Here is a 24,990-nt window from a genome sequence, read left to right on the forward strand (position 1 = left end):
GGGCCGGGGACTGCCCTCACGGTGCGCCGCACATCACGGTTGCCACCGTGGTGTTCAACGGCCGTCGCGACATCGCCCGGACCATCGAGTCGGTGCTCGGCCAGGACCATGACCACGTCGAATACGTCATCGTCGATGGCGGCTCCAGCGATGGCACGCAGGACGTGGTCCGCGGCTTCGGTGCCGCGATCGACCGCTTCGTGTCGGAGCCGGACCGCGGCGTCTACGACGCGATGAACAAGGCCATCGAACTCGCCCGCGGCGAGTTCATTCTGTTCATGAACTGCGGCGATGTCTTCGCCGGGCCGACGGCGGTCTCGGACCTGCTGGCCGCCGCCACGCCGGGCCAGGAACAGGCGCTGTTCGGCGGTTGGATCCGCCGCGGCGGCCCGGGCGGCGACCAAGCGCGCGCGCCCGCATTGGAGAGCGGCTCCTTCAACCACCAGGCGGTCGCCTACAGCCGCGCCATCCACCGCTGGCACGGCCACTACGCGGTGGTCCCTGGGCTGACGACCGCCGACTACCTGTTCTTCGCGACGCTGCTCCGCTCGCGCCGCGCCGCCTGCCGCACGGTGGACGCGACCGTCGCGGTGATCGACGTCAACGGCCTGTCGGCCGGGCTGCAGACCTTCAGCCAGAAGCAGGCCATCGACTATCTGTGCGGGCGCATCGGCCGGCCCAGGCTGCTGCTCGCGCTGGCGCTGCACCCGGTGTACCACCGCTTGAAGAGGCTGCTGCATTGGAAGCGCTGACCTCGGTGTGCATGACCACCTGCAACGGCGAGCGCCACATCGCCGCCCAGCTCGCGTCGATCCTGAAGTCGCCCCGCGTCGGCGAGGTGCTGGTGTCCGACGACGGCTCGACAGACCGGACGCTCGAGATCGTGCGCAGCTTCGCCGACCCGCGAATCCGCCTGCTCGCGGGGCCGCGCGCGGGCTTGATCAGGAACTTCGAATCGGTGCTCGGCGCCGCACGCGGCGAGTACATCTTCCTGGCCGACCAGGACGACGTGTGGTCCGGCCGCAAGGTCGACGCGATGCTGCACGCCTTGCAGAGCGCGGACCTGGTCGTCTCCGATTGCAGGGTCGTCTCGGAGGACCTGCATCCGCTGCACCCCTCTTTCTTCGCACTGCGTGGCTCCGGGCCGGGACTGCTGAAGAACCTCGCGCGCAACAGCTACCTCGGTTGCTGCATGGCGTTCCGACGCAGCGTGCTCGAGCGTGCCTTGCCGTTCCCCCCCGGCGTACCGATGCACGACTGGTGGATCGGGCTCGTCGCCGAGCGTTTTGGTTCGGTCCGCTTCCTGGCCGAGCCGCTGCTCCAGTACCGCCGCCACGGCGGCAACGCCTCGTCGACGGCAGAGCCCTCGACGGCAGCATGGCCCCGGCGCTTCGCGTGGCGCATTTCGCTGGCCGTGCACCTGCTGTGGCGCGGGTTCACGCACCGCCGCGCGAACCCGAGATGAAACTCAGCATCGTCACCGTCGCCTACAACGCCGCCGCCACGCTGCGGGACGCCTTGGAATCGGTCGCCCGCCAGAGCCATCGCGACGTCGAGCACTGGCTGATCGACGGTGGATCGCAGGACGACACACGGACCGTGGTCGCACGCCACGGGCAGCACCTGGCGGGCTTCGTCAGCGAGCGCGACGAGGGTCTCTACGACGCGATGAACAAGGGCGCTGCACGGGCTGGCGGTGAGGTGATCGGCTTCCTGAATGCGGACGACTGGTACGCCGACCCCGGGGTGCTGGGCTGGGTCAGCGAATGCTTCGAGCACGGCGCCGATCTCGTCTACGGCGACCTCGCCTTCGTGACCCCGGAGCCACCGTTCACGGTGCGCCGCGTCTGGCACGACCGGCCGCACGCGCCGCGCGACTTCTTCCGGCACGGCTGGCAGCCGGCGCACCCGGCGAGCTTCATCCGGCTCGACCTGTTCCGTGCGCTGGGCGGATTCGACACCCGCTGGCGCATCGGCGCCGACTACGCCTTCCTCGCTGCCGCCATGCTGCACCCCGGCCTGAAGATGCAGCATGTGGCGAAGCGCTTCATCAACATGCGCCTGGGCGGCACCAGCACCGAGGGCCCGGCCGCCATCTGGCGGGCCAACCGCGAATGCGCCGCGGCCCTGCGCGAACTCGGCCGCCGCTGGCCCTGGGGCACGCTCACGCTGAAAATTGCGAGGAAGATGCCACAGGTCCTGCGCGCCCGGACCGGCGGCCCGGTCACCGCGCCTTTGTGGCGCCCTTGGGACGCGCCACGGTCGCAGGCCTGACATTCCGCGAGAGAGAGGTCCACAGCCATGTCCAGTGCTACCCCGGACGCAGAGCCCACCCGCCCGATCGCCAAGTCCGACACCGCCGCGGAGGGCGCCCCAGTTCGCGAACCCGTCGCGTCGCGCCGCGCCATGCTGCTGGCGGCAGGCGGCATGGCCACCGGCGCGGTGTCCACGTCGCGGGCCGAGGGTAGGAACGGCGCGGCGCCCGCCCAGGTCGATGAGCTGTCGTTCCGGCAATCCGACGCCAACGCCAAGGAACGCAGCGTCGGCAGCCGGCTGCGTGATGTCGTGAGCGTCAAGGACTTCGGCGCCGTCGGCAACGGCGCGACCGACGACACCGCCGCCTTCCAGTCAGCCCTCAACGCCGCCAAGACCGTTCATGTTCCGGTCGGCAACTACCGAATTTCGGCCAAGTTGAGGATGGGTCGCCACACCAACCTCGTCGGCGAGCACGAGAAGTTCTCGGTCATCACGGGCACACATGCTGGCGTGATGTTCGAGTTCCCGGAGGACAACACCGACCCGCGCCTGGAGCGGCTGCTGATCGATGGGGCGGGGTGCACGGGCGTCGCGGTGGGAACCGGTAACGGTCCGCTGCAAAGTTACCTGATCCGGCCCCAGCTGGAATCGGTGCACTTCTCCCACACCATGGCTTTCGGCATCAACGCCAACTGCATTTTCGCGCGCTTGATGAAATGTTCGTTCGGCTTCGAGGGGGCGGGGCAACGCGCGGGCACCATGGTGGGCATCCGCTCGTTCTCGAGCAAGGCCAACTACACGAACCTCAACCGGCTCGAGGCCTGCATTTTCCAGGTCGGAACTGCGAGCCCCGGCTCGATTGCCGCCCAGATCAGCGGTGGCGCCGTCTGGGTGTTCGACGGTTGCGACTTCGAGGGCTGCGGGCGGGCAGTGCAACTGAGCAACGTACAACTCGCCAAATTCACCAATTGCTGGTTCGAGGCCAACTCGGCCACCGACTGGGTTGTCGACGTCGGTGCCTGCCTGACACCCACCCAGTTCGAGAACTGCAACCTGACCAACAACAAGGCCAAGGCCTGCATCCAATGGAACAGCCGGGTGGGCGCCGGCATCGTGGCGCGCTACTGCGCGTTCGGCTTGTCGGCGTCGAGCCAGCCGGTGCGCGATCAGGGCGCGGGCGTCGCTCGATCCGACACCGGCGGCAAGCTGGTCTGGGACGGCAACCATGTGTACGGCGGACAACCGGCCAATCGCTCGATCCCGGAGGCAGCGGCCGGCAGCCCCGGTGGGGTCAACGCATGGTTTGTCTGCGATACGCGCGGGGCCGGCACCATCCTGGCGTCGAGCCACCCCGGCATTGCCCCGGTCGCCCGCGGTGGCGTCGGCGACCTGAGCATCACCCTGCCGTGGCCGACGGCCAGCGCGGCCGACAGGATTTGCGTCGTGGCCACCAGCGGCACGGCCACGGTGAACGCAGCGACCGAAGGCGGTCCGCAGCGCATCCGAGTGAAAGCCTACCTGCTGGGCACCGCAACGCCGACGGATGCAGTGGTCAGCGTGATGGTGATGGGCCTGTGAGTCCCGTAGGTCCGACGCGCGCCGCATCGCCCGTCTGCATTACGCGAACAGTTCCGAAAGCCGGGCCACCGGAATCACCTCCACCCGCTCGCTCAGCGGGTACCGCCGCTCTACCGGCGCCACCACGTAGGCACGGTCGACGGCCAGATCCTCGATCGCTTGCCAGAAGCCTTTGGTCGGCTTGGATGCGGCAGAGAATTTGATCTCCACGCCGACCTTGCGCGAGCGGTGCTCGATCACCAGGTCGAGCTCGGCGCCCGCAGCCGTGCGGTAGAAGCCCATCTGCGCATCGGCGGGCAACTGTGCCGCCACCTGCTCCACCACGAAACCCTCCCACGACCGGCAGGTCGCGCTGCAAGAAGGTGCGTAGAAATCCTGCCGACATGCGTAGGAGGCTTCTGCGGTGGCGGCGAGATGACCCAAGGGGTAGCCCCCGCGCAACCCAGCGACTGCAGACCGCCCGGGGGTGCGGTGCGCATTGTCGAGCAGCAGCGCATTCGGCTGCTGCTGCGCCAACCGCCGTTCCACCGCTTCCTGCACTTGGCGCTTCAGCATCATTGCAAATTGACCGTCAGCCGATCAATTTGCAATGATCCACAGAAGATCATCGAGGCGCCTCCCGGTAGCCGCCCTCCAGCGCCATCAGACGCACACGCACCTCGGCGTCACCGGCGTCGCCGGTGCTGCGCATCCACGCGAGCAGGTCTTCGGTGCCATCGGCGCGACCATCGAGCTGCGCGATTCTCAAGCGCGCAATCGCGGTCGGCAGTGTGGTGTCGGCATCGGCCAGCAGTTCCTCGTAAAGCTTCTCGCCGGGCCGCAGGCCGCTGAACACGATGCCGATCTCCTCGGGCGCATGGCCGGCCAGGCGGATCAGGTCCTTGGCCAGGTCCACGATCCGCACCGGCTCGCCCATGTCCAAAACGAAGACCTGCCCGGTCTCGCCGATCGCCGCGGCCTGCACCACCAGCCGCGCCGCCTCGGGAATGGTCATGAAGTAGCGGGTGATGTCGGGGTGGGTCACGGTCACCGGCCCGCCCTTGGCGATCTGCTCCTTGAACTTGGGGATGACGCTGCCGCTGGAGCCGAGCACGTTGCCGAAGCGCACGGCCATGAAGCGGGTCGCGTGGCCCTGCGCGGCGAGGTGCGAAATCACCATCTCGGCGGCGCGCTTGGTCGCGCCCATCACATTGGTCGGGTTCACCGCCTTGTCGGTGCTGATGAGCACGAAGCGCTCCGCGCCGGCCTGTGCCGCCGCGGTGGCGGCCTGCCAGGTGCCCAGCGTGTTGTTCTGCAGTGCGGCCCAGGCGTTGTGCTCCTCCATCAAGGGAACGTGCTTGTAGGCAGCGGCGTGGAAGACGATCTGCGGCTTCCAGCGCGCCATCACCCCGCCCAGGTGCCCGGGGTGCTTCACGTCGCCGATCAGCCGCACCAGCGGCAGCTGCGGGAAGCGCTCCCCCAGCTCCTGCTCGATCGTGTACAGGTTGAACTCGCTCAGTTCGTACAGCACCAGTCGCGACGGCCCAAAGCGCGCGACCTGCCGGCACAGCTCGCTGCCGATGCTGCCGCCGGCGCCGGTGATCAGCACGCACTTGCCCTTCAGGCATTCCGAGATGCCGGCCTCGTCCAGCACCACCGGCTCGCGGCCCAGCAGGTCGTCGGGCTCGATGTCGCGCACGCGGCTGACGGCGGCGCCTTCGAGCAGCTCCTCGGCCGAGGGCACGGTCAGCACCGGCAGGCCGGTCTCGGCCGCAAGCTCGATCACGCGCCGCCGCGCCGCGCCGCGCAGCGAGGGCATGGCGATGATGACGTGGCTCACGTCGAGCAGGCGCACCTGCTCGACCAGGCTGGCGAGCGGCCCCAGCACCGGCACGCCACCGATGCGCGAGCGCTGCTTGGCCGGGTGGTCGTCCAGCAGGCCCAGCACCACCCAGCCCTGGTGCTGGATGCCGGCCAGCAGCAGGCGCGCCGCGTCGCCCGCGCCCAGCACCAGCGCGCGCCGCGTTTCGCTGGCGCTGCCGGAGATCTGGCCGCGCAGGTGCTCGTAGAGCATGCGGTAGGCGATGCGCACGCTGGCCAGGCCCATCAGCGTGACGACGGGGTGCAGCGCCAGCACGGCGCGCGGCACCTCGCGCAGCCCGGCGATCAGCACAACGCTCGCCGCCACGCCGCCGGCCAGGGTGCAGGCGATCGTCAGGCGCTTGATCTCGCCGAAGCCGGAGAAGCGCCACATGCCGCGCGGCACGCGCAGCAGCAGGAACACCGCAACGTAGACCGCCACGATGCCCAGGAGCACCCAGCCGTCATAGCCGGGCCGCGCGCTGAGCCAGCGCTCGAAGCCGAGGCGGAACAGGTAGGTGAACTGCCAGCAGGTCGCGATCACCACCGCGTCGATCAGCAGCGACAGCGGCTGGCGGTGCGGGCGCAGGCGGGTGAGGCAAGCATCGAGGCGGTGCCACACGGAGGGCGAGGAGGTCATGGGTCGCGGGGAGTCGGAGCGGCCGTGATTATCGATTTCCGCATCCCAGCAGCATCTTCAGCGTGCGCCACAGCACGCGCAGGTCGGACGCCGTCGAGGCCCGATCCGCGTAGTCGGCGGCCAGCTGCAACTTGCGCGGCAGGATCACTTCGACATATTCGCGTTCGGGGTCGGCCGCGCGCGCCAGCAGCGCGCTCTCGTCCAGGTGCGCCAGCGACGCCGGGTCGGTGATGCCCGGCCGCACCGACAGCACACGCTCGCGCAGCGCCGCCGGGTACTGCGCCACGTAGCGCGGCAGCTCGGGCCGCGGGCCGACGACGCTCATGTCGCCGAGCAGCACGTCGATCAGCTGCGGCAGCTCGTCGAGCCGGCGCTCGCGCAGCCAGCGCCCGACGCGCGTGATGCGGGCGTCGTCGCCCACCGTCAGCGACGGGCCGCGCCGCGATGCGTCGGCCACCATGGTGCGGAACTTGTGGATGCGAAACAGCCTGCCGTGGCGGCCGACGCGCTCCTGGCGAAAGAGCACCGGCCCCCGCGAGTCGAGCCGTATGGCAGCCGCGATCACCAGCAGCAGCGGCGCGAGCAGCAGCAGCCCGCCCAGCGCCAGCAGCAGATCGACGAGCCGCTTGGCCATCGGTGCGGCCTCGGTCAGCCGCGCAGCAACTGCTGCACGGCCGCGATCACGCGCTCGATGTCGGCCTCGCTCATCTTCGTGTACAGCGGCAGGCTCAGCATGCGCTCGTAGGCGTGCTGGCTGTGCGGGAACTGCGCGGCGCTCAGGGCGTAGCGCTCGCGCCAGTAGGGGTGCTGGTGCAGCGGGATGTAGTGCACGCTGACGCCGATGCCGAGCGCGAACAGCCGCTCGATGAAGGCGTCTCGATCGAACGGCGCGTCGTCGGTCAGCCGCAGCACATACAGGTGCCAGGCATGCAGGTCGCCGGCCGCGGGCCCGGGCGGCAGTTGCAGCGGCAGGCCGGCGAAGGCATCGCGATAGCGCCGCGCGATGGCGGCGCGGCGCTGCTGGAAGCCGTGCGCGCGCCTGAGCTGGTGGATGCCCAGTGCTGCGGCGATGTCGGTCAGGTTGTACTTGTAGCCCGGGGCGACGATCTCGTAATACCAGCTCGGGGTCTTGGCGGTGAAGCGGTCGAAAGCGTCGCGGCTGATGCCGTGCAGGCGCATCACCTTCACGCGCTTCGCGAGCTCCGCATCGCGCGTGACCACCATGCCGCCTTCGCCGGTGGTGATGGTCTTGTTGGCGTAGAAGCTGAACACCGTGGCATCGCTCGCCAGCGTGCCGACCAGCGCGCCGCCGCAGCTGGCGGGCAGCGCATGGGCCGCGTCCTCCACCACCTTCAGGCCGTGCCGCCGGGCGATCGCGAGGATCGCCTGCATGTCGGCCGCCAGCCCGGCGTAGTGGACCGGGATGATGGCCTTGGTGCGCGGCGTGATCGCCGCCTCGACGAGCACCGGGTCGATGTTCAGCGTGGCCGGGTCGATGTCGACCAGCACCACGTCGGCGCCGAGGTAGCGCACCACCTCGGCCGTCGCGGTGAAGGTGTGGGTGGTGGTGATGACCTCGTCGCCCGGCCCGATGCCCAGCGCCTCGAGCGCGAGGTGCAGGCCGGCGGTGGCCGAGTTCACGGCAATGGCATGGAGCGGCCGGGCGTCCGCGGGCAACAAGCCACTGGCTCCCTCGCCCAGACCCTCACCCCGGCCCTCTCCCGGAGGGAGAGGGAGTGAACCGAGGAACTCCGCGAAGTCCTGCTCGAAGCGCTTCGCCTTCGGTCCGGTGGTGACCCAGCCCGACCTCAGCGTGTCGACGACCTCAGCGATCTCCTCCTCGCCGATCTCGGGCAACGCGAACGGCAGGAAGGGTGGCTGCGTCATGCGAGCGGGCGCCCGATCGCGTGGTATTCGATGCCGAGTTCCTTCATCAGCGCCGGCTCGAACAGGTTGCGGCCGTCGAACACCAGCGGTGTGCGCAGCATGCGGCCGATGGCGTCGAAGTCGGGGCTGCGGAACTCCTTCCACTCGGTCACGATGACCAGGGCATCGGCCCCTTCGAGCGCAGCCACGGCCGAGTCCGCATAGCTCAGGCCGGCCTGGCCGGGCATGGCGCGGCGCGCCTCGTCCATCGCCACCGGATCGTAGGCCGTGATCCGTGCGCCCGCCCGGGTGAGTCGCTCGATCAGCACGCGGCTCGGTGCCTCGCGCATGTCGTCGGTGCCGGGCTTGAAGGCCAGGCCCCACAGCGCAAAGCGCTTGCCGCTCAGGTCGGCGCCGAAGCGGGCGACGATCTTGTCGCCGAGCACCTGCTTTTGCCGGTCGTTGACCGACTCCACGGCGGTCAGCAGCTCGAGCTCCTGCCCCGCTTCGCTCGCCGAGCGGATCAGCGCCTTCACGTCCTTCGGGAAACAGGAGCCACCGTAGCCGCAGCCGGCATACAGGAACTGGGTGCCGATGCGCGGGTCGCTGCCGATGCCCTGGCGCACCAGCTCGATGTCGGCGCCCACCGCCTCGGCCACGCGCGACAGCTCGTTCATGAAGCTGATGCGGGTGGCGAGCATGGAGTTGGCAGCGTACTTGGTGAACTCGGCACTCTTGAGGTCCATCACCAGCACGCGGTCGCGGTTGCGCACGTAGGGCGCGTAGAGCGAGCGCATCAGCAGGATGGCACGCTCGTCGTCGGCGCCGATCACCACGCGGTCGGGGCGCATGAAGTCGGCCACCGCGGCGCCCTCCTTCAGGAACTCGGGGTTGCTGACGATCGCGAAGCCGACCCGCACGCCGCGCTCGGCCAGCGCGGCATCGATGGCCGAGCGCACCTTCTCGGAGGTGCCGACCGGCACGGTGCTCTTGTCGATCACGACCTTGTAGTCGGTCATGCGCTCGCCGATCGCACGCGCCGCGGCGACGACGTACTGCAGGTCGGCCGAGCCGTCCTCGTCGGGCGGCGTGCCGACCGCGATGAACTGCAGCGTGCCGTGGGCCACGGCGCGGTCGACATCGGTGGTGAACTCCAGCCGCTTGGCGGCCGCGTTGCGCTGGACCACCTCTTCCAGGCCCGGCTCGTGGATCGGGATGCCGCCGGCATTGAGCATCTCGATCTTGCGCGCATCGAGGTCCAGGCACAGCACGTGGTTGCCCATCTCGGCCAGGCAAGCGCCGGTGACCAGCCCGACGTAGCCGGTACCCACCACGGTGATCTTCATCGCATCATCCCTTTCGGTTCTTCAGAGTTTCTCGAGCCAGCACAAGCGGTGCGTGCGCAGCGGCGCCAGGGCGTTCAACCAGGCGGGCAGGCGAGGATGGAGCCGGGCCGCGGCGCGTGCAATCGGCGGCGCCAGCGTCACGCGCCGCACCTCGGCCCGCGCCTGCGGAAACAGCGCCCGCAGCCGCGCCACCGGCACCCCGCGTACATCGGGGTTGTACGGATTGTCCACCGCGAAGTCGTAGCACATCACCCCCCCACCTGGACGCACCCAGTGCCACATTGCATGCGCGAGCCTTTTTTGTGCCGCCTCGTCGAGCACGGACGAGAACACGGTGAAGGCCAGCACGGCATCCTGGCTCTCGGCGGGCAGCTCGGCCGCGGTGGCGTCGCCCTCGATCACCCGCACCGTGGGCGGCAGCACGCGCCGCGCCGCGGCGGCGCGCGCGCCCTGCAGCTCGATCCCGGCCAGCCGTGCCGGGTCGGCGCCCAGGCGCAGCAGGTCGAGCAGGTTGCCGCCCATGCCGCAGCCGACTTCGAGCAGGTCGCGGCCCTGCAGGCCGGTCCACCCCTGCCGCCGCCACAGCGCGAGCACCGCGCGCAGGCGCTCCTGGTGTGCCTGCAGCGCGGCGGCGTCGAACAAGCTGTAGCGCTGCGCGTCGGCCTGCGGGTCGCGGCGCGCATAGCGCTCGGTCACGGCCCGGGCCTCGCCGTCGGCCGGCAGCGTCATTGGGGCACCCTTCGCGCTGCGCGCTGTCCCGCCGAGCGGGAGCATTCGCCCTTCGGGCGGCCGTGCGGGCTCATCGGGGCACCCTTCGCGCTGCGCGCTGTCCCGCCGAGCGGGAACATTCGCCCGGGGACCGGGAGAGGGCCTTTCGTGGCCCTTGGCGGCCGTACAGGCTCATCGCGTCAGCCCACCGTACGCGGGCGACGGCGGCCGGTGCCGCAGCACATCGAGCCAGCCGCGCAGCGTGCCGAGGCCGTAGCCGGCGTGGTAGGTCACGATCACCAGCGGCACGTACAGTAGCAGGTCGAAACCCTCCTCCTGGGCCACGACCAGTGAAGCGACCACCACGTACAGCCCGTACAGCTGGCCCAGCAGCGTGAAGCCGGCACCCGCCGCCGGCCAGACCAGCCCCAGCACCGCCAGCAGGCCCATCGCGGCGATGAAGGCGCCCGGCACCAGCTGCCGCAGCGCTGCCGCCTGGCGGTGCTTGCGCATCACGAAGGGCTTCCAGTAGCCGTACTGCAGTTGCTGGCGAAACAGCTGCGCGAGGGTTTCGCGCGGCCGGTAGGCCGAGACGATGCGCGCGCTCTGCCAGACAACCGCCCCTCCCCGCGTGAGCCGCAGGTTGTGCTCGTCGTCCTGGTTGCGCACCAGGCTCTCGTCGAAGGGCCCGAACTGGTCGAAGGTCGCGCGCGGCCAGCAGCCGAGGTAGACGGTGTCGGCCGGCCCTTCGTAGCCGAGGTCGCGCGAGCGCGCCCCGCCCGTCACCCAGCGCGACTGGAAGGCCGCAGCGATGGCTTCCTGGGTCGCGCCCTCGCCTTCGGCCCGCCAGGGCCCGCCGACATTGGCCGCCCGTGTGCGCGCCAGCGCCGCCAGGCATTCGGCGATGTAGTCGCTCTCGTAGCGCGTGTGCAGGTCCATGCGCACGATGACCTCGCCCTGCGCCCGCTCGAGGCAGCGGTTCAGGCCGCTGGAGACGATGCGCTTCGGGTTGTCGACCATCACGAAGCGCGCATCCGCCGCACAGCGCTGCGCGAGCAGCTCGCGCGTGCCGTCGTCGCTCATGCCGTCGGCCACCAGCACCTCGAGCTCGACGCCCTGCGGCAACTGCTGCTGCGCGAGCGCGTCGCAGAACGCGGCGACATGATCGCGCTCGTTGCGGCACGGGGCGATCACGCTGACGCGTCTGCCGCTCATGCCGCCGGAGCCGGCGCCCGCAGGCGCAGCGAGTCGTAGAGCACCGCCATGCGATCCATCTGCACGCGGCGCGACGCGCGCTGGACCGCCAGTTCGCGGTTGCGCTGGCCTTCGGCACGGGCGAAGTCCGGCTCGTCGTGCAGCCGCAGCAGCGCCGCCGCCAGCGCGCTGGGGTCGCGCGCCGGCACGATCAGGTCGGTGTCGCCGGCGATCCACTGCCGGTTGGCCGGCAGGTCGCTCGCCACCACCGGCAGCCCGCAGGCCATCGATTCGAGCAGCGAGACCGAGGTCGCGTCGCTGCTCGGCACGCTGAGCGACACGCGCGAGCGCTGCAGCGTCGCGATCATCGCCGCGTCGCCCACGCGGCCGAGGAAGCGCACCGCGTCCGCGGGCAGGCCCAACTCCACGGCGAGCGCCTTCAGCGCCGCCTCATCGGGCCCGCCGCCGAGCAGGTGCAGTGTTGCATTCGCCTGCGGGCGCACCGTGCGCAAGCGTGCGAGCGCGCGCAGCACGGTGTCGATGTTGTAGTTGGCTTCCCAGTTGCGCAGGCTCGCGATCTCGAAGTCGGCGGCCGGCCGGCCCGGGCGAAAGCGCTCGGTGTCCGCGCCCCACAGCACTTCCTCGCAGCGCGCCGTCACGCCGTAGCGGCGGATCTCGGCCAGCATGTCCTGCGAGTCGGCGGTGATGAGCCGCGCGCGCTTGAGCGACCAGCCGACCAGCGCCGCCATCGCACCGCCGCGCAGGCCGGGTGCGCGCGGGGTCACGAGGATGTCGGAGCCCCAGGCCGTCAGCACCCTGGGTACCTGGGCGCCAAGCGAACAGGCCCCTGCCCACAGCCCATAGGACGTGACGTAGTGGCCGTGCAGCCACTGCGGCGCCAGCCGGCGCGCGAGGCGCTGCACCTCCGGGATCGCCAGGAACCAGCCCGCCGCGTCACCGCCGGGCCGCACCGCGATGACGTCGCTGGCGCCCGGCACCTCGGCCGGCCGGCGCGTGACGACCACGCAGTCGAAGCCGCGCTGCGCGATCTCGCGCACCCAGCGCTGGGTGTGGATGTTGCTCGCGTCGGCGAAGAAGAGGATCCGTTTCAAGGCCCCACACCTTCCGCGGCCCAGGCCTCGTAGGCCATGCGCGCCGACTCGCCGTAGCTGGCCTCGTGCTGCTCGATCCATGCGCGGTCGAGCTCGCGCGTGTCGCCGACCACGCGCGCCGGCTGGCCCTCGACGATGGCGAAGGCGGGCACGCTGCCGCTGACATAGCTGCAGGCCTTGACCAGCACGCCGCGGCCGAGCGTCGTGCCAGGTGCGATCACGCTGTGCGGGCCGATGAAACTCCAGGCGCCGAGCGCCACCGGTGCGCGTTGCATGCCGGCCGGTGCCTCGTGGCTCCAGTAGCGCTCGCGCTCCAGGCGCAGCGCCAGGTGGCTCGAATGCGTCAGCACCGAGACGAAGTTGGTGATCTGGCAGCCCTCGTCGATCACCAGGCCGCCCGAGGCGTCGATGAAATTGAAGTGACCGATGAACACATGGTCGCCCAGCATCAGCCGCCGCGGCGCTTCGACGTGCGTGTGGCTGCCGACGCGGCTGTGCTCGCGCCAGGCGCCATCGGCGCTGCGCACGCCGTAGACCATGCGCGGCGCCATCAGGCGCTGCCAGAGCTGGATCAGGGGACGTTTGAAGCCGTTCATGCCAGCCCGGATTGTCGCGTGTGCCGGCCCCCGAACAAGGCCGTCCAGGGCAGCCTGGTATCGCGAAGAAACAGCGCCAGCGCGACCGCGATCGCGAGTCCATAGGCCAGCGAGGTGGCCAGCGCCGCCCCCGCCGCGCCGTAGCGCGGAATGCTCCAGGCCGCGATCGCCAGCGTCAGCGCCAGCGACAGCCCGGCGATGGCGGCCGACCACTGCGGCCGGCCGCGCTGGTTGGTGTAGTAGGCCGACAGGCTGGACGCCGCCGCGTAGCCGGCGATGCCCGGCAGCAGCAGCCCCAGCGGCAGCAGCGCACCGGCATAGGCGGCCCCCAGCACACGCGGCAGCGCGAGCGTGGCGCCGGCGTAGAGCAGCGGTGCGGCGGCCAGCGTCGCGAGCAGGTTGACCTGCACCGCGCGCAAGGTGGTGCGCGCGGCCTGCTGCGCATCGGGCGCGCCGATGCGGTGGTAGGCCGAGACCGTGACCGCCGACGACAGCAGCCACAGCAGCTCGGCCACCTGCACCGCGACCGAGTACACGCCCGCCTCGGCCAGCCCGCCATGGCGCTCGAGCAGGAACAGCGTGGCGCGGTAGTTGAGCAGGCTCACCACGTTGGTCGCGCCGATCGTGGCGACGAAGCGCCACTGCCCGCGCAACGGACCGGCGTCGGGTGCGGCCGGGCCGGCGTCGCGCCAGGCGGCAAGCCCGGTGCACACGCCGACCAGCGCCTTGCCGAGCACCCAGGCGGCAAGCACCGCGAGCGCCGCGGGTGCGGCGCCCTGCGTCAGGACCAGCAGCAGACCGAGCACGAGCGCCGGTGCCGCGACCTGCGGCGCATTGAGCGGCCCCATGCGCCCCTGGCCGAGCCACAGGCCGCTGGCGGTCGGCACCAGCAGCAGGAAAGGCGCGGCCAGCGCCAGCAGCCACAGGTGACGGTAGGGCTCGGCCTCGGCCCAGACCGATGCGCCGAGCAGCACCAGCGCGGCCACGACGCCCAGACCCAGCGCCGCGAGCAGCAAGGCGCCCAGCAGCGGACCCGGCCGCGCCTCGCGGTGCGACAGCTCCCGCGCCAGCAGCAGGCCCAGGCCCGAGAACAGCGTCAGCAGTGCCGACTCGATCGCGACGAACAGCGCGAACGCGCCCTGCACTGCCGGTCCGAGCCGGGCCACCGTGACCAGGATGGCGAGGCCGAGCGCGACCGCAGCGAGGCGCGCCGCCAGGTTCAGGGCGGCGCCACGGGCGAGCGAGCGGGGCGGCATCGGGGGAGGACGGCAGGAAGGAGCGCGGCGGCTGATTGTCAGGGACACCGGGCCGTGCCGGCGTGGGCCGGGCCGGCTGCAGCAGGGGCAGTCTCTAAAATCCGCCGCTTGCCCTCAGCGCGCGCCCTGCCCGCTGCCGGCGCTTCCCCAGGACCGACCCATGACCACCACGCCCCCGACCGCCGCCCCGGCACCCAGCGCACCCGGTGCCGACGACAACCAGCTGATCGCCGAACGGCGCGAAAAGCTCGCCGCGATCCGCGCCCGGGGCGTGGCCTTCCCGAACGATTTCAAGCCTGGCGACCATGCCGTCGACCTGCATCGCCTGCACGAAGGCAAGACGAACGAGGAGCTGGAAGCACTGCCGACCGCGGCGTCGGTGGCCGGGCGCATGATGCTCAAGCGCGTGATGGGCAAGGCCTGCTTCGCGACGCTGCAGGACGGCTCGGGCCGCATCCAGCTCTACGTGACGTCCGACGCCGTGGGCGCCGAGCTGCTGGCCGCCTTCAAGCATTGGGACCTGGGCGACATCCTCGGCGCCGAGGGCACGCTCTTCAAGACGCGCACCGGCGAACTGAGCATCAAGGTCAGCGCGATCCGGCTGCTGACCAAGAGCCTGCGGCCGCTGCCCGACAAGTTCCACGGCATGGCCGACCAGGAGCTGAAGTACCGCCAGCGCGAGGTCGACCTGATCATGGACGAGAGCTCGCGCGAGCGCTTTCGCGCCCGCAGCAAGGCCGTCAGCTCGATCCGCCAGTTCATGGTCGAGCACGGCTTCCTCGAGGTCGAGACGCCGATCCTGCACCCCATCCCGGGCGGCGCGAACGCCAAGCCCTTCGTGACCCACCACAACGCGCTCGACCAGCAGATGTTCCTGCGCATCGCGCCCGAGCTCTACCTGAAGCGCCTGGTGGTCGGCGGCTTCGAGCGCGTGTTCGAGATCAACCGCAGCTTCCGCAACGAGGGCGTGTCGGTGCGGCACAACCCCGAGTTCACGATGATGGAGTTCTACGCGGCCTACTGGAACCACCACGACCTGATGGACTTCACCGAACAGATCCTGCGCCACGCCGCGCGCAAGGCCGTCGGCACGGCGCAGCTCGGCTACGGCGGCCGGGTGGTCGATCTGGAGTCGCCGTTCCAGCGCCTGTCGGTGCGCAATTCGCTCGTGGTCCATGCCGGCCTTCGCGAGGCCGAAGCCGACGATGCGGCCGTGCTGCGCGCGAAGCTGAAGGCCCATGGCGAGGAAGCGCCGTCGCACTGGGGCCTGGCCGAATTGCAGTTCGGCCTGTTCGAGGCCGCGGTCGAGGAGAAGCTCTGGCAGCCGACCTTCATCGTCGACTACCCCGTCGAGGTCTCGCCGCTCGCGCGTGCGTCCGACGCCAACCCGGCGATCACCGAGCGCTTCGAGCTCTTCATCACCGGCCGCGAGTTCGGCAACGGCTTCTCCGAGCTGAACGACCCCGAGGACCAGGCGGCGCGTTTCGCAGCCCAGGCGGCGAACAAGGAGGCCGGCGACGAAGAGGCGATGTACTTCGATGCCGACTACATCCGCGCTCTCGAGCACGGCCTGCCGCCCACCGGCGGCTGCGGCATCGGCATCGACCGGCTGATGATGCTGCTGACCGATTCGCCGAGCATCCGCGACGTGATCTTGTTCCCCGCACTGCGCCGCGAAGCCTGATACGCCATTGCATTCAAACGCATCAGATTGAAGCCGGTGTCTTTGTCCTGAACGCTGACTGTCCAACCCCAGCGCGGGCGCCGCGCCGGGTTGCTGTGTTGCGTTCATGTCCCCCGGGGCCGGGCTCTCGCCCGGCCCTCCTCCTTTACTTCACTCCACACAGCAACCCGCCCCAGCGCTGCCACCACCGTGGCCTGCCGGGGCTTGAACACCCTCGTATGCGCAAACCGTGAGTGCTGGCGAGAGCCCGCCGGGCCTATGCACTGCACCGCATAGGAGGGTCTTTGTGTGCTCTGCTACGCGCCTGCTCCACGCGGTAGCAATTGACGCCGCCACCGCGCGAGATGGCGCATCGGGTAGCACTCCGCCCCCGCGATTACTGCAATGGATCGGCGCCCCCGAGGCGCAAAAGCCACTTGGCATGATCCCTGCGCCCTCGAGGGTTCTAGGCAACGGGCGAGCCACAAACACAGCTGACCCCGACCGATTGCAACGCAACCCTCATCCATTGGAGACACGCCATGCTCTACGCCTATCCCGGCTCGCCCGATTCCAAGGTCATCTTCAAGCCCAGCTACGACAACTTCATCGGCGGCAAGTTCGTGCCGCCAGTCAAGGGGCAGTACTTCGACGTCATCACGCCGATCACCGGCAAGCCCTATACCCGCGCGGCCCGCTCGGGCCCTGAGGACATCGAACTGGCACTCGACGCCGCCCACGCGGCGGCCGACCAATGGGGTCGCACCTCGGCTCCCGAGCGCGCCGGTGTCTTGCTGAAGATCGCAGACCGCATCGAAGCCAACCTGGAACTGCTGGCCTATGCGGAAAGCGTGGACAACGGCAAGCCGATCCGCGAAACGCTCAACGCCGACATCCCGCTCACCGTCGATCACTTCCGCTATTTCGCCGGCTGCCTGCGTGCGCAGGAAGGCGGCGTCAGCGAGATCGACGAAACCACGGTGGCTTATCACTTCCACGAGCCGCTCGGCGTCGTCGGCCAGATCATCCCGTGGAACTTCCCGATCCTGATGGCCGCCTGGAAGCTGGCTCCGGCCCTCGGCGCCGGCAACTGCGTGGTGCTCAAGCCCGCCGAATCGACCCCGATCAGCATCCTGGTGCTGGCCGAACTGATCGCCGACCTGCTGCCGCCGGGCGTGCTCAACATCGTCAACGGCTTCGGCCGCGAAGCCGGCATGCCGCTGGCCACCAGCAAGCGCATCGCCAAGATCGCCTTCACCGGCTCCACCTCCACCGGCCGCGTGATCGCGCAGGCCGCGGCCAACAACCTGATCCCGGCCACGCTGGAGCTGGGCGGCAAGTCGCCGAACATCTTCTTCGCCGACGTGATGGACAAGGACGACGCCTTCCTCGACAAGGCGATCGAAGGCCTGGTGCTGTTCGCGTTCAACCAGGGCGAGGTCTGCACCTGCCCGTCGCGCGCGCTGATTCACGAGTCGATCTACGACAAGTTCATGGAGCGAGTGCTCAAGCGCGTGGCCGCCATCAAGATGGGCAACCCGCTGGACACCGACACCATGATGGGTGCGCAGGCCTCCAAGGAGCAATTGACCAAGATCCTGTCCTACCTCGACCTGGGCAAGCAGGAGGGTGCGAAAGTGCTCATCGGCGGCGAGCAGGCCCACATGAGCGGCGACCTCGACGGCGGCTACTACGTCAAGCCCACGCTGTTCAAGGGCCACAACAAGATGCGCATCTTCCAGGAAGAGATCTTCGGGCCGGTGCTGGCCGTGACCACCTTCAAGGATGAAGCAGAAGCCCTCGCGATCGCCAACGACACGCTGTACGGCCTGGGCGCCGGCGTGTGGAGCCGCAACGGCAACGTGGCCTATCGCATGGGTCGCGCCATCAAGGCGGGCCGCGTGTGGACCAACTGCTACCACGCCTACCCCGCGCACGCCGCCTTCGGTGGCTACAAGGAGTCGGGCATCGGCCGCGAGAACCACAAGGCGATGCTGGACCACTACCAGCAGACCAAGAACCTCCTGGTGAGCTACAGCGAAAACAAGCTCGGCTTCTTCTGATCCCGAAGCCCGCGCATCGCGTGCAAACCGAGGGGGTGGGCAACCACCCCCTTTTTCAATGGGTGACCCACATGATTGAAAAAGTCATTGCCACGGCCGCGGCGCTCGATCTCATCGAGATCCTCAAGCACAAGCACGGCACGCTCATGTTTCACCAGTCCGGCGGGTGCTGCGACAACAGTGCGGCCAACTGCTACTTGCCGGGGGAACTCACCATCGGAGCCCAGGACGTGTACCTCGGCGATATCGGTGGCTGCCCGTTCTACATCGGCAAGGCACAGTACGAGTACTGGCGGCACACGCAGCTGATCATCGACGTGATCGACGGCCATGGCGGCGGCACCTTCTCGCTCGAAGGGCCGGAGGGCAAGGCCTTCCACACCCGATCGAGGCTGTTCACCGACGAGGAGTTCAGCGAACTGCTCGCGGAGGAAAAACGCGCCGCGATCAGCGCTGCTTGAACTGCGCCTTGCGCTTGTTGCGGAAGGCGTCCATGCCTTCCTTCTGGTCTTCGGTCGCGAACAGGGCGTGGAACAACCGGCGTTCGTAGGCGATGCCTTCGGACAGGCTGCCTTCGAACGACCGGTTGACGGCGTCCTTGGCCATCATCACGCTGGGCAGGCTCATCGAGCCGATGGCGTCGGCCGCCGCCTGGGTTTCCTCGTGCAGGCGCGCCGCCGGGACCAGGCGCGAGACGAGGCCGGCGCGTTCGGCTTCCTGCGCGTCCATGTTGCGGCCGGTGAGCACGAGGTCCATGGCCTTGGCCTTGCCGACCGCCCGCGGCAGGCGCTGCGTGCCGCCGGCGCCGGGGATGATGCCGAGCTTGATCTCGGGCTGGCCGAACACGGCGTTGTCGGCCGCGATCAGCAGGTCGCAGCTCATCGCCAGTTCGCAGCCGCCGCCCAGCGCGTAGCCGGCCACGGCGGCGATGATGGGCTTGCGCACGCGCCGGATGGTCTCCCAGTTGCGGGTGATGAAGTCGCTCTTGTAGACATCCATGTAGCCGTATTCGGCCATCGCGGCGATGTCGGCGCCGGCGGCGAAGGCTTTTTCGCTGCCGGTGATGACAATGCAGCCGACTGTCTCGTCGGCGTCGTAGGCCTGCAGGGCCTGGCCCAGTTCGTCCATCAGGGCGTCGTTCAGCGCATTGAGCGCCTTGGGCCGGTTCAGGGTGATCCAGCCGGTCTTCAGCGGGGCATTGCCGCGCAGGTCGGTCAGCAGGTTCTCGTAGCTCATCGGGCGCTCCTTTCGCAGATCGGCGCACTGTACCGGGCGGCGCACCACGGCGTTGCCGCCGGCCACGGGGCACCGCGGCGGCCGGGGGGCTGCTGGAACGCAGGGCCGGCTGCTTCCCGCGGCTCACTCAGTGCAGCGCCGAGCCTGAACCCGAACCGCCCGGTGGCACCTCCTCGGCCTGCTGCGGCAGCCGCTCGATCATCAGGTCGATGAACTCGTCGGCCCCGCGGCGGATCACGATGCGCACCGGCAGGTACTGCAGGCTGGGGGCGAACCAGGCCTCGATGCTGAGCGTGCTGGGATCGCCTTCGCGCCGAGGGCGCAAATGCCAGGCCGGCACGCGACCGAAGGGGGTGTCGAGCGCTTCCTCGCCGATCACGTCGTAGACCCAGCGGTCCACACGCCGCGGCAGGGCCAGCGGCATCTCGATGCGCCCACCGGGCTGCAGGCGCTCGGCGCCGGTCGTGAACAGGTAGGTCAATTGCACGAACTGGCTGGCGGTGTCCTGCATGGCCGGCAGGCCGATGTGGCGCTGGCCGTTGGCCAGCGTCACGCCGTCGGCGTCGAACTGCAGGCTGGCCCTGCGTGTGCGGCCGAAGGCGAGCTTCGTCTCTTCGTCGTAGCGCTGCGGCGCCAGACCCTGCGGCGTGATCTCGCCGTCGCTCGTCATGCGGCGCTGCATCAGCGGCGCGAAGCCCGGGCCGACGATCACGTCCAGGTGCACCTGGTAGCGCGAGCCGTCGCGCACCCACTCGACTTGCGCCGTGCCGAGCACCTCGCCGCGCACGTAACCGGTGAGCGTATAGCTCAGGCGCGTCGATGCCGGCCAGGCGAAGGCGGGCTGGCCCGGGACGGACGGCGGCGTGGCTTGCGCTGCGCTGGCGGCTGGCTCGGCCGCAGCGGCGGCGGCGACATCCGACGGTGCGGGCGGCGGCTCCGAGGCGGCGGGCTGTTCTGCTGCTGGTCCCGGGTCCGCCAGCGGTTCGGCCGGCTCGGGGTCCGGCACCGACGCCGGCCGGGCCGCCGGGGCGGCGGCCGCTGCAGGCGCCCGACGCCGCGGCGCGGCCGGCGCCGGCGCGACGGCCGGTGGTGCGGCCTGCTGCAGCTCGCGCACGAAGGCGGCCTGCAGCCGCGGCGGGATGTTGTCGGCCTGCGGGCCGGCTTCGAGCAGGCCGCCCACGCGCTCGGCCAGCAGACCGTGCAACAGCAGTGTGGCCCCCACCAGCAGCACGAAGACGCCCCGCCGCGCCGGCCGGTGCGGGCGATGCCGTGCGGGCGTCACGACACGCCGCGGTTTCAGGCGCCGCCGAGCCAGGCCTGGCGGCGCGCGCGCAGCGCGGCGTCGGCCTGCGCGTCGATGCCGAGCACCACCGCGCCGGCGGCCTGCGTGGCCGGCAGCGTCAGTTCGAGCAGGCGCTGGTCGCGTGCGGCCAGCAGCGGCAAGGGCCGCTCGAAGGCACACAGGGCCGTCAGATCGTCGCTGCGTTTGAGGCGCCAGCCGTCGAGCGCCACCAGCTCGTCGCCGGCCGCGAGCCCGGCCCGCTCGGCCGCGCCACCGCGCATCACGGACTGCAGCCTGAGCACGCCGCCGGCGTCACTGAGCCGCGCGCCGAGCCGCTGGGCGAGCACGGGCGCGTCTTCGCTCCAGGCGACGCCGACTCTCGCGAGCAGCGGTTTGAGCGGCAGCTCGCCGGTCCCGTGCACCCAGGCCGCGAGTTCGTGCGCATACGAGCGCCCGCCGACCTCGGCCAGCACCGCAGCGATGTCGTCCTCCGTGATCGGCCCCCCGGCAGCACGGCCGTGAGACCCGCCGCTGCCTCGGGCCCACAGGCCGCGCATCACGTCATCGAGCGAACCGCTGCCTTCGCTGCGCAGCGTGAGGTCCAGCGCCAGCGCGACCAGCGAACCCTTGGTGTAGTAGCTGACGGTGGCGTTGACGGTGTTCTCGTCGGGTCGGTAGTACTTGACCCAGGCGTCGAAGCTCGCCTGGGCGACGCTCTGCACCGCACGACCCGGCGTGCCGAGCACGTTGTTGACGGTCTTCGCCAGCAGTTTCAGGTAGCGCGCCTCGTCGATCAGGCCGGCGCGCCGCAGCACCAGGTCGTCGTAATAGGACGTGAAGCCCTCGAAGAACCACAGCAGCTCGGTGTAGTTCTCGCGCGTGTAGTCGTAGTGCTCGAAGTCGCGCGGCTTCAGGCGCTTGACATTCCAGGTGTGGAAGTACTCGTGGCTGATCAGCCCGAGCAGCGTCGCGTAGCCTTCGCCGGCGGACTTCATGCCGCTGCGCGGCAGGTCGCGGCGGTTGGCGATGAGCGCAGTGCTGGCACGGTGTTCGAGGCCGCCGTAGCCGTCGTCGACCGCGTTCAGCAGGAAGACGTAGCGCTTGAACGGCGGCTTCTTGCCACCGTGCCAGAAGGCGATCTGCGCCTCGCAGATCCGGCGGCTGTCGGCCAGCAGGCGCTCGCCGTCGAAGCTCGGCAAGGCGCCGGCGACGACGAACTCGTGCGGCGCGCCACCGGCCTTGAAGCTGCCGCGCCAGAAGCGGCCCAGCTCGACCGGGTGATCGACCAGTTCATCGTAGTCGACCGCTTCGAAGCCCTTGCCGGCCGCCGGCAGCGCGGTGGCGACCTGCCAGCCTTTGGGCAGCGGGCCCAGCGCGAGCTGCTGCGGCTCGCACTCGCGGCCGTGCACGCGCAGGAACACGCCGGTGCCGTTGAAGAAGCCGCGCTGCGCATCGAGGTAGGCCGCGCGCACCGAGGTGTCGAAGGCGTAGACGACATAGCTCACCACCAGCGTGGCACGGCCGCGGCAGTGCGCCACCCAGCCGGCCTTGTCGCCCTGCACCAGCGGCACGGCCTGCCCCCCCTGCCGCGCTTCGAGCTGCGACAGGTGGCGGGCGAACTCGCGCACCAGGTAGCTGCCGGGAATCCACACCGGCAGGCTCAGTGCCTGCTCGGCGGCCGGCCGGGCGATGGTGACGGTGACGCGGAACTGGTGGGCCGGGGCATCGGCCACCTCGAGGCGGTAACGGATCATCGAGACGTCTTGTCCGGAAAAGTGGCGCCGTTCTCAGCTGCCGGCCGCGGCAATGAAGCAGCTCAGGCTGGCCACCGCGCTGAGCCGAAAGCGCAGCACCAGCCAGGTGCCCAGGCCGTGCGCCGGATAGACGCGGCGGTCGACGACATAGCAGGCGACCAGCAACGCGCCGAGCGCGGCCAGGCCTGCGTAGGGCGGCATCACCACCGCGATCCAGGCCAGCAGCATCACCGCCACCGCCCAGACGAAGCGGCTCGGCGACGGCAGCGCCTGGCGCTGGCCCAGGCCCCAGTGGACGCCACCGAGAAACGAGACGATCAGCGCCGCGTACTTGGCCAGCGCATCGGTCACGTAGGGGTGGGCGTCGGGCCGCACCAGCCAGGTCAGCAAGGCCCCCAGCACGAAGGGGATCAGGCCGGCATACCCGAGGCGCAGTGCCAGCGGATGCGGGGCGAGATTCAGGGTGACGGAGGCGGATTCGGCAGTGACCACGGAAACGGCGGGAGAAGTTCGGAGCGCGGGCTGGATTGTCGCCGCAGCCGCACGCTCCGACCGGCGCGCACGGCCGGTGCAGAAACGACGAAGGGGCCCGCAGGCCCCATTCCGTCACGGCGAGACCACCCCGCTCAGGACTTGCCGCTGCCCGCGAGTTGCTTTTCCAGCTGTGGCGCGGTCAGCATGCCCGGCACGCGCGTGCCGTCCTCGAACACGATCGCCGGCGTGCCATTGACGCGGTGCTTGCGGCTCAGCTCCACGTTGCGTTCGATGGGCGACGCACAGGCGCCCAGCAGCTTCGGGGGCTGCACGCCGTCGACCATCCAGTTGCGCCACGCCACCGACGAGTCCTTCGCGCACCAGATCGCGTTGGCCTTCTCCGGCGAGTCGCCGCCGAGGATGGGAATCAGGAAGGTGTAGACCGTCAGGTCCTTGGCGTTGGAGAGTTCCTTCTCGAAGCGCTTGCAATAGCCGCAGTTCGGGTCGGCGAAGACCGCGATCCTGCGGGCGCCGGTGCCGGTCTTCCACACCAGCGCATCCTTCAGCGGCAGCGACGCGAAATCGATCGCATTGAGCTTGTTCAGGCGCTCCTCGGTCAGGTTGCGCTTGGTCTTCAGATCGAGGATCTCGCCGCGGATCAGGTAAGCGCCTTCGGCATCGGTATAGAAGACATCGTTGCCGATGCGCACCTCGAACAGGCCGGGGACAGGCGCCTTGTTCACCTCGTCGATCTTCGCGCCGCTGCTCAGGCGTTCAGTGATCGCCTTGCGGATCACCGTCTCCTGCGGCACCTGGGCCACGGCGGTCAGTGCGAGGGGGGTGGCGAGGGCCGCAACGGTGGCGGCCGCCAGAACGGCAGTCTTGATCTTCATGGGAATCCTTCGGGTGCGCGGCGGCGTGATCCGGAGCCTCAGCCCCGCAACGCGCGGTCGGTGAGCCAGCGTTTCAGCGCGGGCACATGATTCACGAGACTCAGGCCGCGGTTGCGGAGTTCCCTCACCGGGCCGCTCTGGTGTGCGAATAGTTGCAACAGGCCGTCGGTCACCCGGCCCATGGCCCAGGTCGGCACGGCGCGCTGGCGGGCATAGCGGGCGAGCAGTTTCTCGTCGCCGAGCGAGCGCCAGGCCTCGCGGCGCCGGCACTCGGCGATCACGGCGCACAGCGTGTCGACGTCGGCCAGCCCCAGGTTCAGGCCCTGCCCGGCCAGCGGATGCACCACGTGGGCGGCATCGCCGAGCAGCACCCAGCCCGACCCATGCCAGCGCGTCGCGCGCGCCAGCCGCAGCGGCCAGGCCGCCCGCGCGCTGCGCAAGGCCAGCCGCCCGACACGGCCCTGGCTCGCCTCGTTCAGCGCCTGCTCGAACGCCGCACCGTCCAGCGCCAGCAAGTCGGCCGCACGCGCATCGGGCAGCGACCAGACCAGGCCGTAGCCGCCCGGCTCGCCCGGCAGGTCGAAGGGCAGCAGCGCCAGCACGTCGGGCGAGCGGAACCACTGCCGCGCGATGCCCTGGTGCGGCCGGTCGCTGGCCAGCCGCGCGGCGATCGCGCGCTGGCCGTAGTCGAAGCGTTCGACCTCGATGCCGAGCGCCTCGCGCTCGCCGGAATCCTTGCCGTCGCACAGCGCGGTCAGCGTGGCGGGCGGCGCCTCGTCGAGCAGCGTGACATGGGGTGCGAAGCGCAGCGCGGTAGCGAGCTCGCGCTCCAGCGCAGCCGCATCGACGATCCACGCGAGTTCGCCGACGCACTGCTGCCAGGCGCTGAACTCGATCGCGCCACCGGCATCGCCGGCCACCTGCATGTCGAGCACGCGGGTCGCGGCCGGCGGCGTGGCGCCGAGCAGGGCACTCCACACCTTGAGTTGCTGCAGCAGCGCGACCGAGCGGGCACCGAGCGCGTAGGTGCGCACGTCCGGCCCGCCCGGTGCGGGCGCGCCGGACAGCGCCACGCGCAGCCCGATGCGGGCCAGCGCCAGGGCCAGCGCCTGCCCCACCGCACCGCGGCCCCGCACGCTCACGTCGAAATGCTTCATTGCGATTCACATTGTAGGGAGCGCCCTGTGCGCATCATGGCCGGCGGCACAATGCCCCGACCGCCACTGCATGGGGC

At 70.3% G+C, this 24,990-nt stretch carries 23 protein-coding genes; 7 read left to right on the forward strand and 16 right to left on the reverse strand.

From position 1 onward, the window contains the following. Positions 1-50: 50 nt before the first annotated feature. The 4 genes from ACQY9S_RS12305 to ACQY9S_RS12320 all read left to right on the forward strand — a co-directional run bounded on the left by ACQY9S_RS12305 (position 51) and on the right by ACQY9S_RS12320 (position 3,834). Positions 51-752 carry a glycosyltransferase gene (locus tag ACQY9S_RS12305; RefSeq protein WP_428419986.1) on the forward strand — a complete coding sequence of 234 codons (702 nt, stop codon included), beginning with the start codon at positions 51-53 and terminating at the stop codon, positions 750-752. Further along, positions 740-1,465: a glycosyltransferase family 2 protein gene (locus tag ACQY9S_RS12310; RefSeq protein WP_428419987.1), complete on the forward strand. Its 726-nt coding sequence runs from the start codon at positions 740-742 to the stop codon at positions 1,463-1,465. Before ACQY9S_RS12305 ends, ACQY9S_RS12310 begins: the two co-directional genes overlap by 13 nt. After that, on the forward strand, positions 1,462-2,274 hold the full coding sequence (locus tag ACQY9S_RS12315) for a glycosyltransferase family 2 protein (RefSeq protein ID WP_428419988.1): 813 nt from the start codon (positions 1,462-1,464) through the stop codon (positions 2,272-2,274). The genes ACQY9S_RS12310 and ACQY9S_RS12315 overlap by 4 nt, the downstream gene beginning before the upstream one ends. Before the next feature lie 153 nt (positions 2,275-2,427). After that, entirely contained in the window at positions 2,428-3,834 is a 1,407-nt protein-coding gene (locus ACQY9S_RS12320) for a glycosyl hydrolase family 28-related protein (RefSeq protein ID WP_428419989.1), read from the forward strand. Between the two features lie 39 nt (positions 3,835-3,873). Here the strand turns inward: ACQY9S_RS12320 and ACQY9S_RS12325 are convergent, their stop codons facing one another. The 10 genes from ACQY9S_RS12325 to ACQY9S_RS12370 all read right to left on the reverse strand — a co-directional run bounded on the left by ACQY9S_RS12325 (position 3,874) and on the right by ACQY9S_RS12370 (position 14,391). Continuing rightward, positions 3,874-4,392: a DUF4143 domain-containing protein gene (locus tag ACQY9S_RS12325; protein ID WP_428419990.1), complete on the reverse strand. Its 519-nt coding sequence runs from the start codon at positions 4,390-4,392 to the stop codon at positions 3,874-3,876. Between the two features lie 46 nt (positions 4,393-4,438). Then, complete coding sequence (locus tag ACQY9S_RS12330) at positions 4,439-6,313, reverse strand: polysaccharide biosynthesis protein (RefSeq protein WP_428419991.1); 1,875 nt, start codon at positions 6,311-6,313, stop codon at positions 4,439-4,441. A gap of 28 nt (positions 6,314-6,341) precedes the next feature. After that, positions 6,342-6,947, reverse strand: coding sequence for a sugar transferase (locus ACQY9S_RS12335; protein WP_428419992.1), 606 nt, complete (start codon positions 6,945-6,947; stop codon positions 6,342-6,344). Between the two features lie 14 nt (positions 6,948-6,961). After that, complete coding sequence (locus ACQY9S_RS12340) at positions 6,962-8,200, reverse strand: DegT/DnrJ/EryC1/StrS family aminotransferase (RefSeq protein WP_428419993.1); 1,239 nt, start codon at positions 8,198-8,200, stop codon at positions 6,962-6,964. Next, entirely contained in the window at positions 8,197-9,525 is a 1,329-nt protein-coding gene (locus tag ACQY9S_RS12345) for a UDP-glucose dehydrogenase family protein (RefSeq protein WP_428419994.1), read from the reverse strand. Before ACQY9S_RS12345 ends, ACQY9S_RS12340 begins: the two co-directional genes overlap by 4 nt. Positions 9,526-9,546: 21 nt before the next feature. Further along, positions 9,547-10,254, reverse strand: coding sequence for a class I SAM-dependent methyltransferase (locus ACQY9S_RS12350; protein ID WP_428419995.1), 708 nt, complete (start codon positions 10,252-10,254; stop codon positions 9,547-9,549). A gap of 171 nt (positions 10,255-10,425) precedes the next feature. Continuing rightward, on the reverse strand, positions 10,426-11,448 hold the full coding sequence (locus ACQY9S_RS12355; protein ID WP_428419996.1) for a glycosyltransferase family 2 protein: 1,023 nt from the start codon (positions 11,446-11,448) through the stop codon (positions 10,426-10,428). Then, a complete protein-coding gene (locus ACQY9S_RS12360) occupies positions 11,445-12,539 on the reverse strand; it encodes a glycosyltransferase (RefSeq protein WP_428419997.1) in 1,095 nt (364 codons plus the stop codon). Before ACQY9S_RS12360 ends, ACQY9S_RS12355 begins: the two co-directional genes overlap by 4 nt. After that, positions 12,536-13,135: an acyltransferase gene (locus ACQY9S_RS12365; protein ID WP_428419998.1), complete on the reverse strand. Its 600-nt coding sequence runs from the start codon at positions 13,133-13,135 to the stop codon at positions 12,536-12,538. The genes ACQY9S_RS12360 and ACQY9S_RS12365 overlap by 4 nt, the downstream gene beginning before the upstream one ends. Next, positions 13,132-14,391 (reverse strand): lipopolysaccharide biosynthesis protein, encoded by a 1,260-nt coding sequence (locus tag ACQY9S_RS12370; RefSeq protein ID WP_428419999.1) that lies wholly within the window; start codon positions 14,389-14,391, stop codon positions 13,132-13,134. The genes ACQY9S_RS12365 and ACQY9S_RS12370 overlap by 4 nt, the downstream gene beginning before the upstream one ends. Before the next feature lie 160 nt (positions 14,392-14,551). On the opposite strand from ACQY9S_RS12370, the gene lysS reads away from it, so the two are divergent. The 3 genes from lysS (at position 14,552) to ACQY9S_RS12385 (ending at position 18,578) form a co-directional block, all read left to right on the forward strand. Next, on the forward strand, positions 14,552-16,075 hold the full coding sequence (gene lysS / locus ACQY9S_RS12375; protein WP_428420000.1) for a lysine--tRNA ligase: 1,524 nt from the start codon (positions 14,552-14,554) through the stop codon (positions 16,073-16,075). A 521-nt stretch (positions 16,076-16,596) separates the two neighbouring features. Further along, complete coding sequence (exaC, locus tag ACQY9S_RS12380) at positions 16,597-18,117, forward strand: acetaldehyde dehydrogenase ExaC (RefSeq protein WP_428420001.1); 1,521 nt, start codon at positions 16,597-16,599, stop codon at positions 18,115-18,117. Positions 18,118-18,188: 71 nt separating this feature from the next. Further along, entirely contained in the window at positions 18,189-18,578 is a 390-nt protein-coding gene (locus tag ACQY9S_RS12385) for a DUF779 domain-containing protein (protein ID WP_428425716.1), read from the forward strand. On the opposite strand, the gene ACQY9S_RS12390 is transcribed toward ACQY9S_RS12385, so the two are convergent. The 6 genes from ACQY9S_RS12390 to ACQY9S_RS12415 all read right to left on the reverse strand — a co-directional run bounded on the left by ACQY9S_RS12390 (position 18,565) and on the right by ACQY9S_RS12415 (position 24,913). Beyond that, positions 18,565-19,353: an enoyl-CoA hydratase gene (locus ACQY9S_RS12390; protein WP_428420002.1), complete on the reverse strand. Its 789-nt coding sequence runs from the start codon at positions 19,351-19,353 to the stop codon at positions 18,565-18,567. The genes ACQY9S_RS12385 and ACQY9S_RS12390 overlap by 14 nt on opposite strands. Positions 19,354-19,480: 127 nt before the next feature. Next, complete coding sequence (locus ACQY9S_RS12395) at positions 19,481-20,635, reverse strand: DUF3108 domain-containing protein (RefSeq protein ID WP_428420003.1); 1,155 nt, start codon at positions 20,633-20,635, stop codon at positions 19,481-19,483. 14 nt (positions 20,636-20,649) lie between these two features. Further along, positions 20,650-22,389, reverse strand: a complete 1,740-nt coding sequence (locus tag ACQY9S_RS12400; protein WP_428420004.1) for a M61 family metallopeptidase — start codon at positions 22,387-22,389, stop codon at positions 20,650-20,652. A gap of 33 nt (positions 22,390-22,422) precedes the next feature. Beyond that, a complete protein-coding gene (locus ACQY9S_RS12405) occupies positions 22,423-22,881 on the reverse strand; it encodes a DUF3429 domain-containing protein (RefSeq protein ID WP_428420005.1) in 459 nt (152 codons plus the stop codon). A 134-nt stretch (positions 22,882-23,015) separates the two neighbouring features. Further along, positions 23,016-23,756 carry a DsbC family protein gene (locus ACQY9S_RS12410; RefSeq protein ID WP_428420006.1) on the reverse strand — a complete coding sequence of 247 codons (741 nt, stop codon included), beginning with the start codon at positions 23,754-23,756 and terminating at the stop codon, positions 23,016-23,018. Between the two features lie 38 nt (positions 23,757-23,794). Continuing rightward, positions 23,795-24,913, reverse strand: coding sequence for an FAD-dependent monooxygenase (locus tag ACQY9S_RS12415; RefSeq protein ID WP_428420007.1), 1,119 nt, complete (start codon positions 24,911-24,913; stop codon positions 23,795-23,797). Between the last annotated feature and the right edge of the window lie 77 nt (positions 24,914-24,990).

The sequence above is a fragment of the Methylibium sp. genome, assembly GCF_965279545.1.
Classification (GTDB): domain Bacteria; phylum Pseudomonadota; class Gammaproteobacteria; order Burkholderiales; family Burkholderiaceae_C; genus Methylibium.

Excerpts from the sequence above, each read along its gene's own strand:
- exaC (WP_428420001.1), top strand. The coding sequence starts at position 16,597 with ATGCTCTACGCCTATCCCGGCTCGCCCGATTCCAAGGTCATCTTCAAG.
- ACQY9S_RS12350 (WP_428419995.1), bottom strand. The coding sequence starts at position 10,254 with ATGACGCTGCCGGCCGACGGCGAGGCCCGGGCCGTGACCGAGCGCTAT.
- ACQY9S_RS12345 (WP_428419994.1), bottom strand. The coding sequence starts at position 9,525 with ATGAAGATCACCGTGGTGGGTACCGGCTACGTCGGGCTGGTCACCGGC.
- ACQY9S_RS12340 (WP_428419993.1), bottom strand. The coding sequence starts at position 8,200 with ATGACGCAGCCACCCTTCCTGCCGTTCGCGTTGCCCGAGATCGGCGAG.
- ACQY9S_RS12330 (WP_428419991.1), bottom strand. The coding sequence starts at position 6,313 with ATGACCTCCTCGCCCTCCGTGTGGCACCGCCTCGATGCTTGCCTCACC.
- ACQY9S_RS12365 (WP_428419998.1), bottom strand. The coding sequence starts at position 13,135 with ATGAACGGCTTCAAACGTCCCCTGATCCAGCTCTGGCAGCGCCTGATG.
- ACQY9S_RS12415 (WP_428420007.1), bottom strand. The coding sequence starts at position 24,913 with ATGAAGCATTTCGACGTGAGCGTGCGGGGCCGCGGTGCGGTGGGGCAG.
- ACQY9S_RS12325 (WP_428419990.1), bottom strand. The coding sequence starts at position 4,392 with ATGATGCTGAAGCGCCAAGTGCAGGAAGCGGTGGAACGGCGGTTGGCG.
- ACQY9S_RS12320 (WP_428419989.1), top strand. The coding sequence starts at position 2,428 with ATGGCCACCGGCGCGGTGTCCACGTCGCGGGCCGAGGGTAGGAACGGC.
- ACQY9S_RS12315 (WP_428419988.1), top strand. The coding sequence starts at position 1,462 with ATGAAACTCAGCATCGTCACCGTCGCCTACAACGCCGCCGCCACGCTG.
- ACQY9S_RS12370 (WP_428419999.1), bottom strand. The coding sequence starts at position 14,391 with ATGCCGCCCCGCTCGCTCGCCCGTGGCGCCGCCCTGAACCTGGCGGCG.
- ACQY9S_RS12355 (WP_428419996.1), bottom strand. The coding sequence starts at position 11,448 with ATGAGCGGCAGACGCGTCAGCGTGATCGCCCCGTGCCGCAACGAGCGC.
- ACQY9S_RS12390 (WP_428420002.1), bottom strand. The coding sequence starts at position 19,353 with ATGAGCTACGAGAACCTGCTGACCGACCTGCGCGGCAATGCCCCGCTG.
- lysS (WP_428420000.1), top strand. The coding sequence starts at position 14,552 with ATGACCACCACGCCCCCGACCGCCGCCCCGGCACCCAGCGCACCCGGT.
- ACQY9S_RS12385 (WP_428425716.1), top strand. The coding sequence starts at position 18,189 with ATGATTGAAAAAGTCATTGCCACGGCCGCGGCGCTCGATCTCATCGAG.
- ACQY9S_RS12335 (WP_428419992.1), bottom strand. The coding sequence starts at position 6,947 with ATGGCCAAGCGGCTCGTCGATCTGCTGCTGGCGCTGGGCGGGCTGCTG.
- ACQY9S_RS12400 (WP_428420004.1), bottom strand. The coding sequence starts at position 22,389 with ATGATCCGTTACCGCCTCGAGGTGGCCGATGCCCCGGCCCACCAGTTC.
- ACQY9S_RS12410 (WP_428420006.1), bottom strand. The coding sequence starts at position 23,756 with ATGAAGATCAAGACTGCCGTTCTGGCGGCCGCCACCGTTGCGGCCCTC.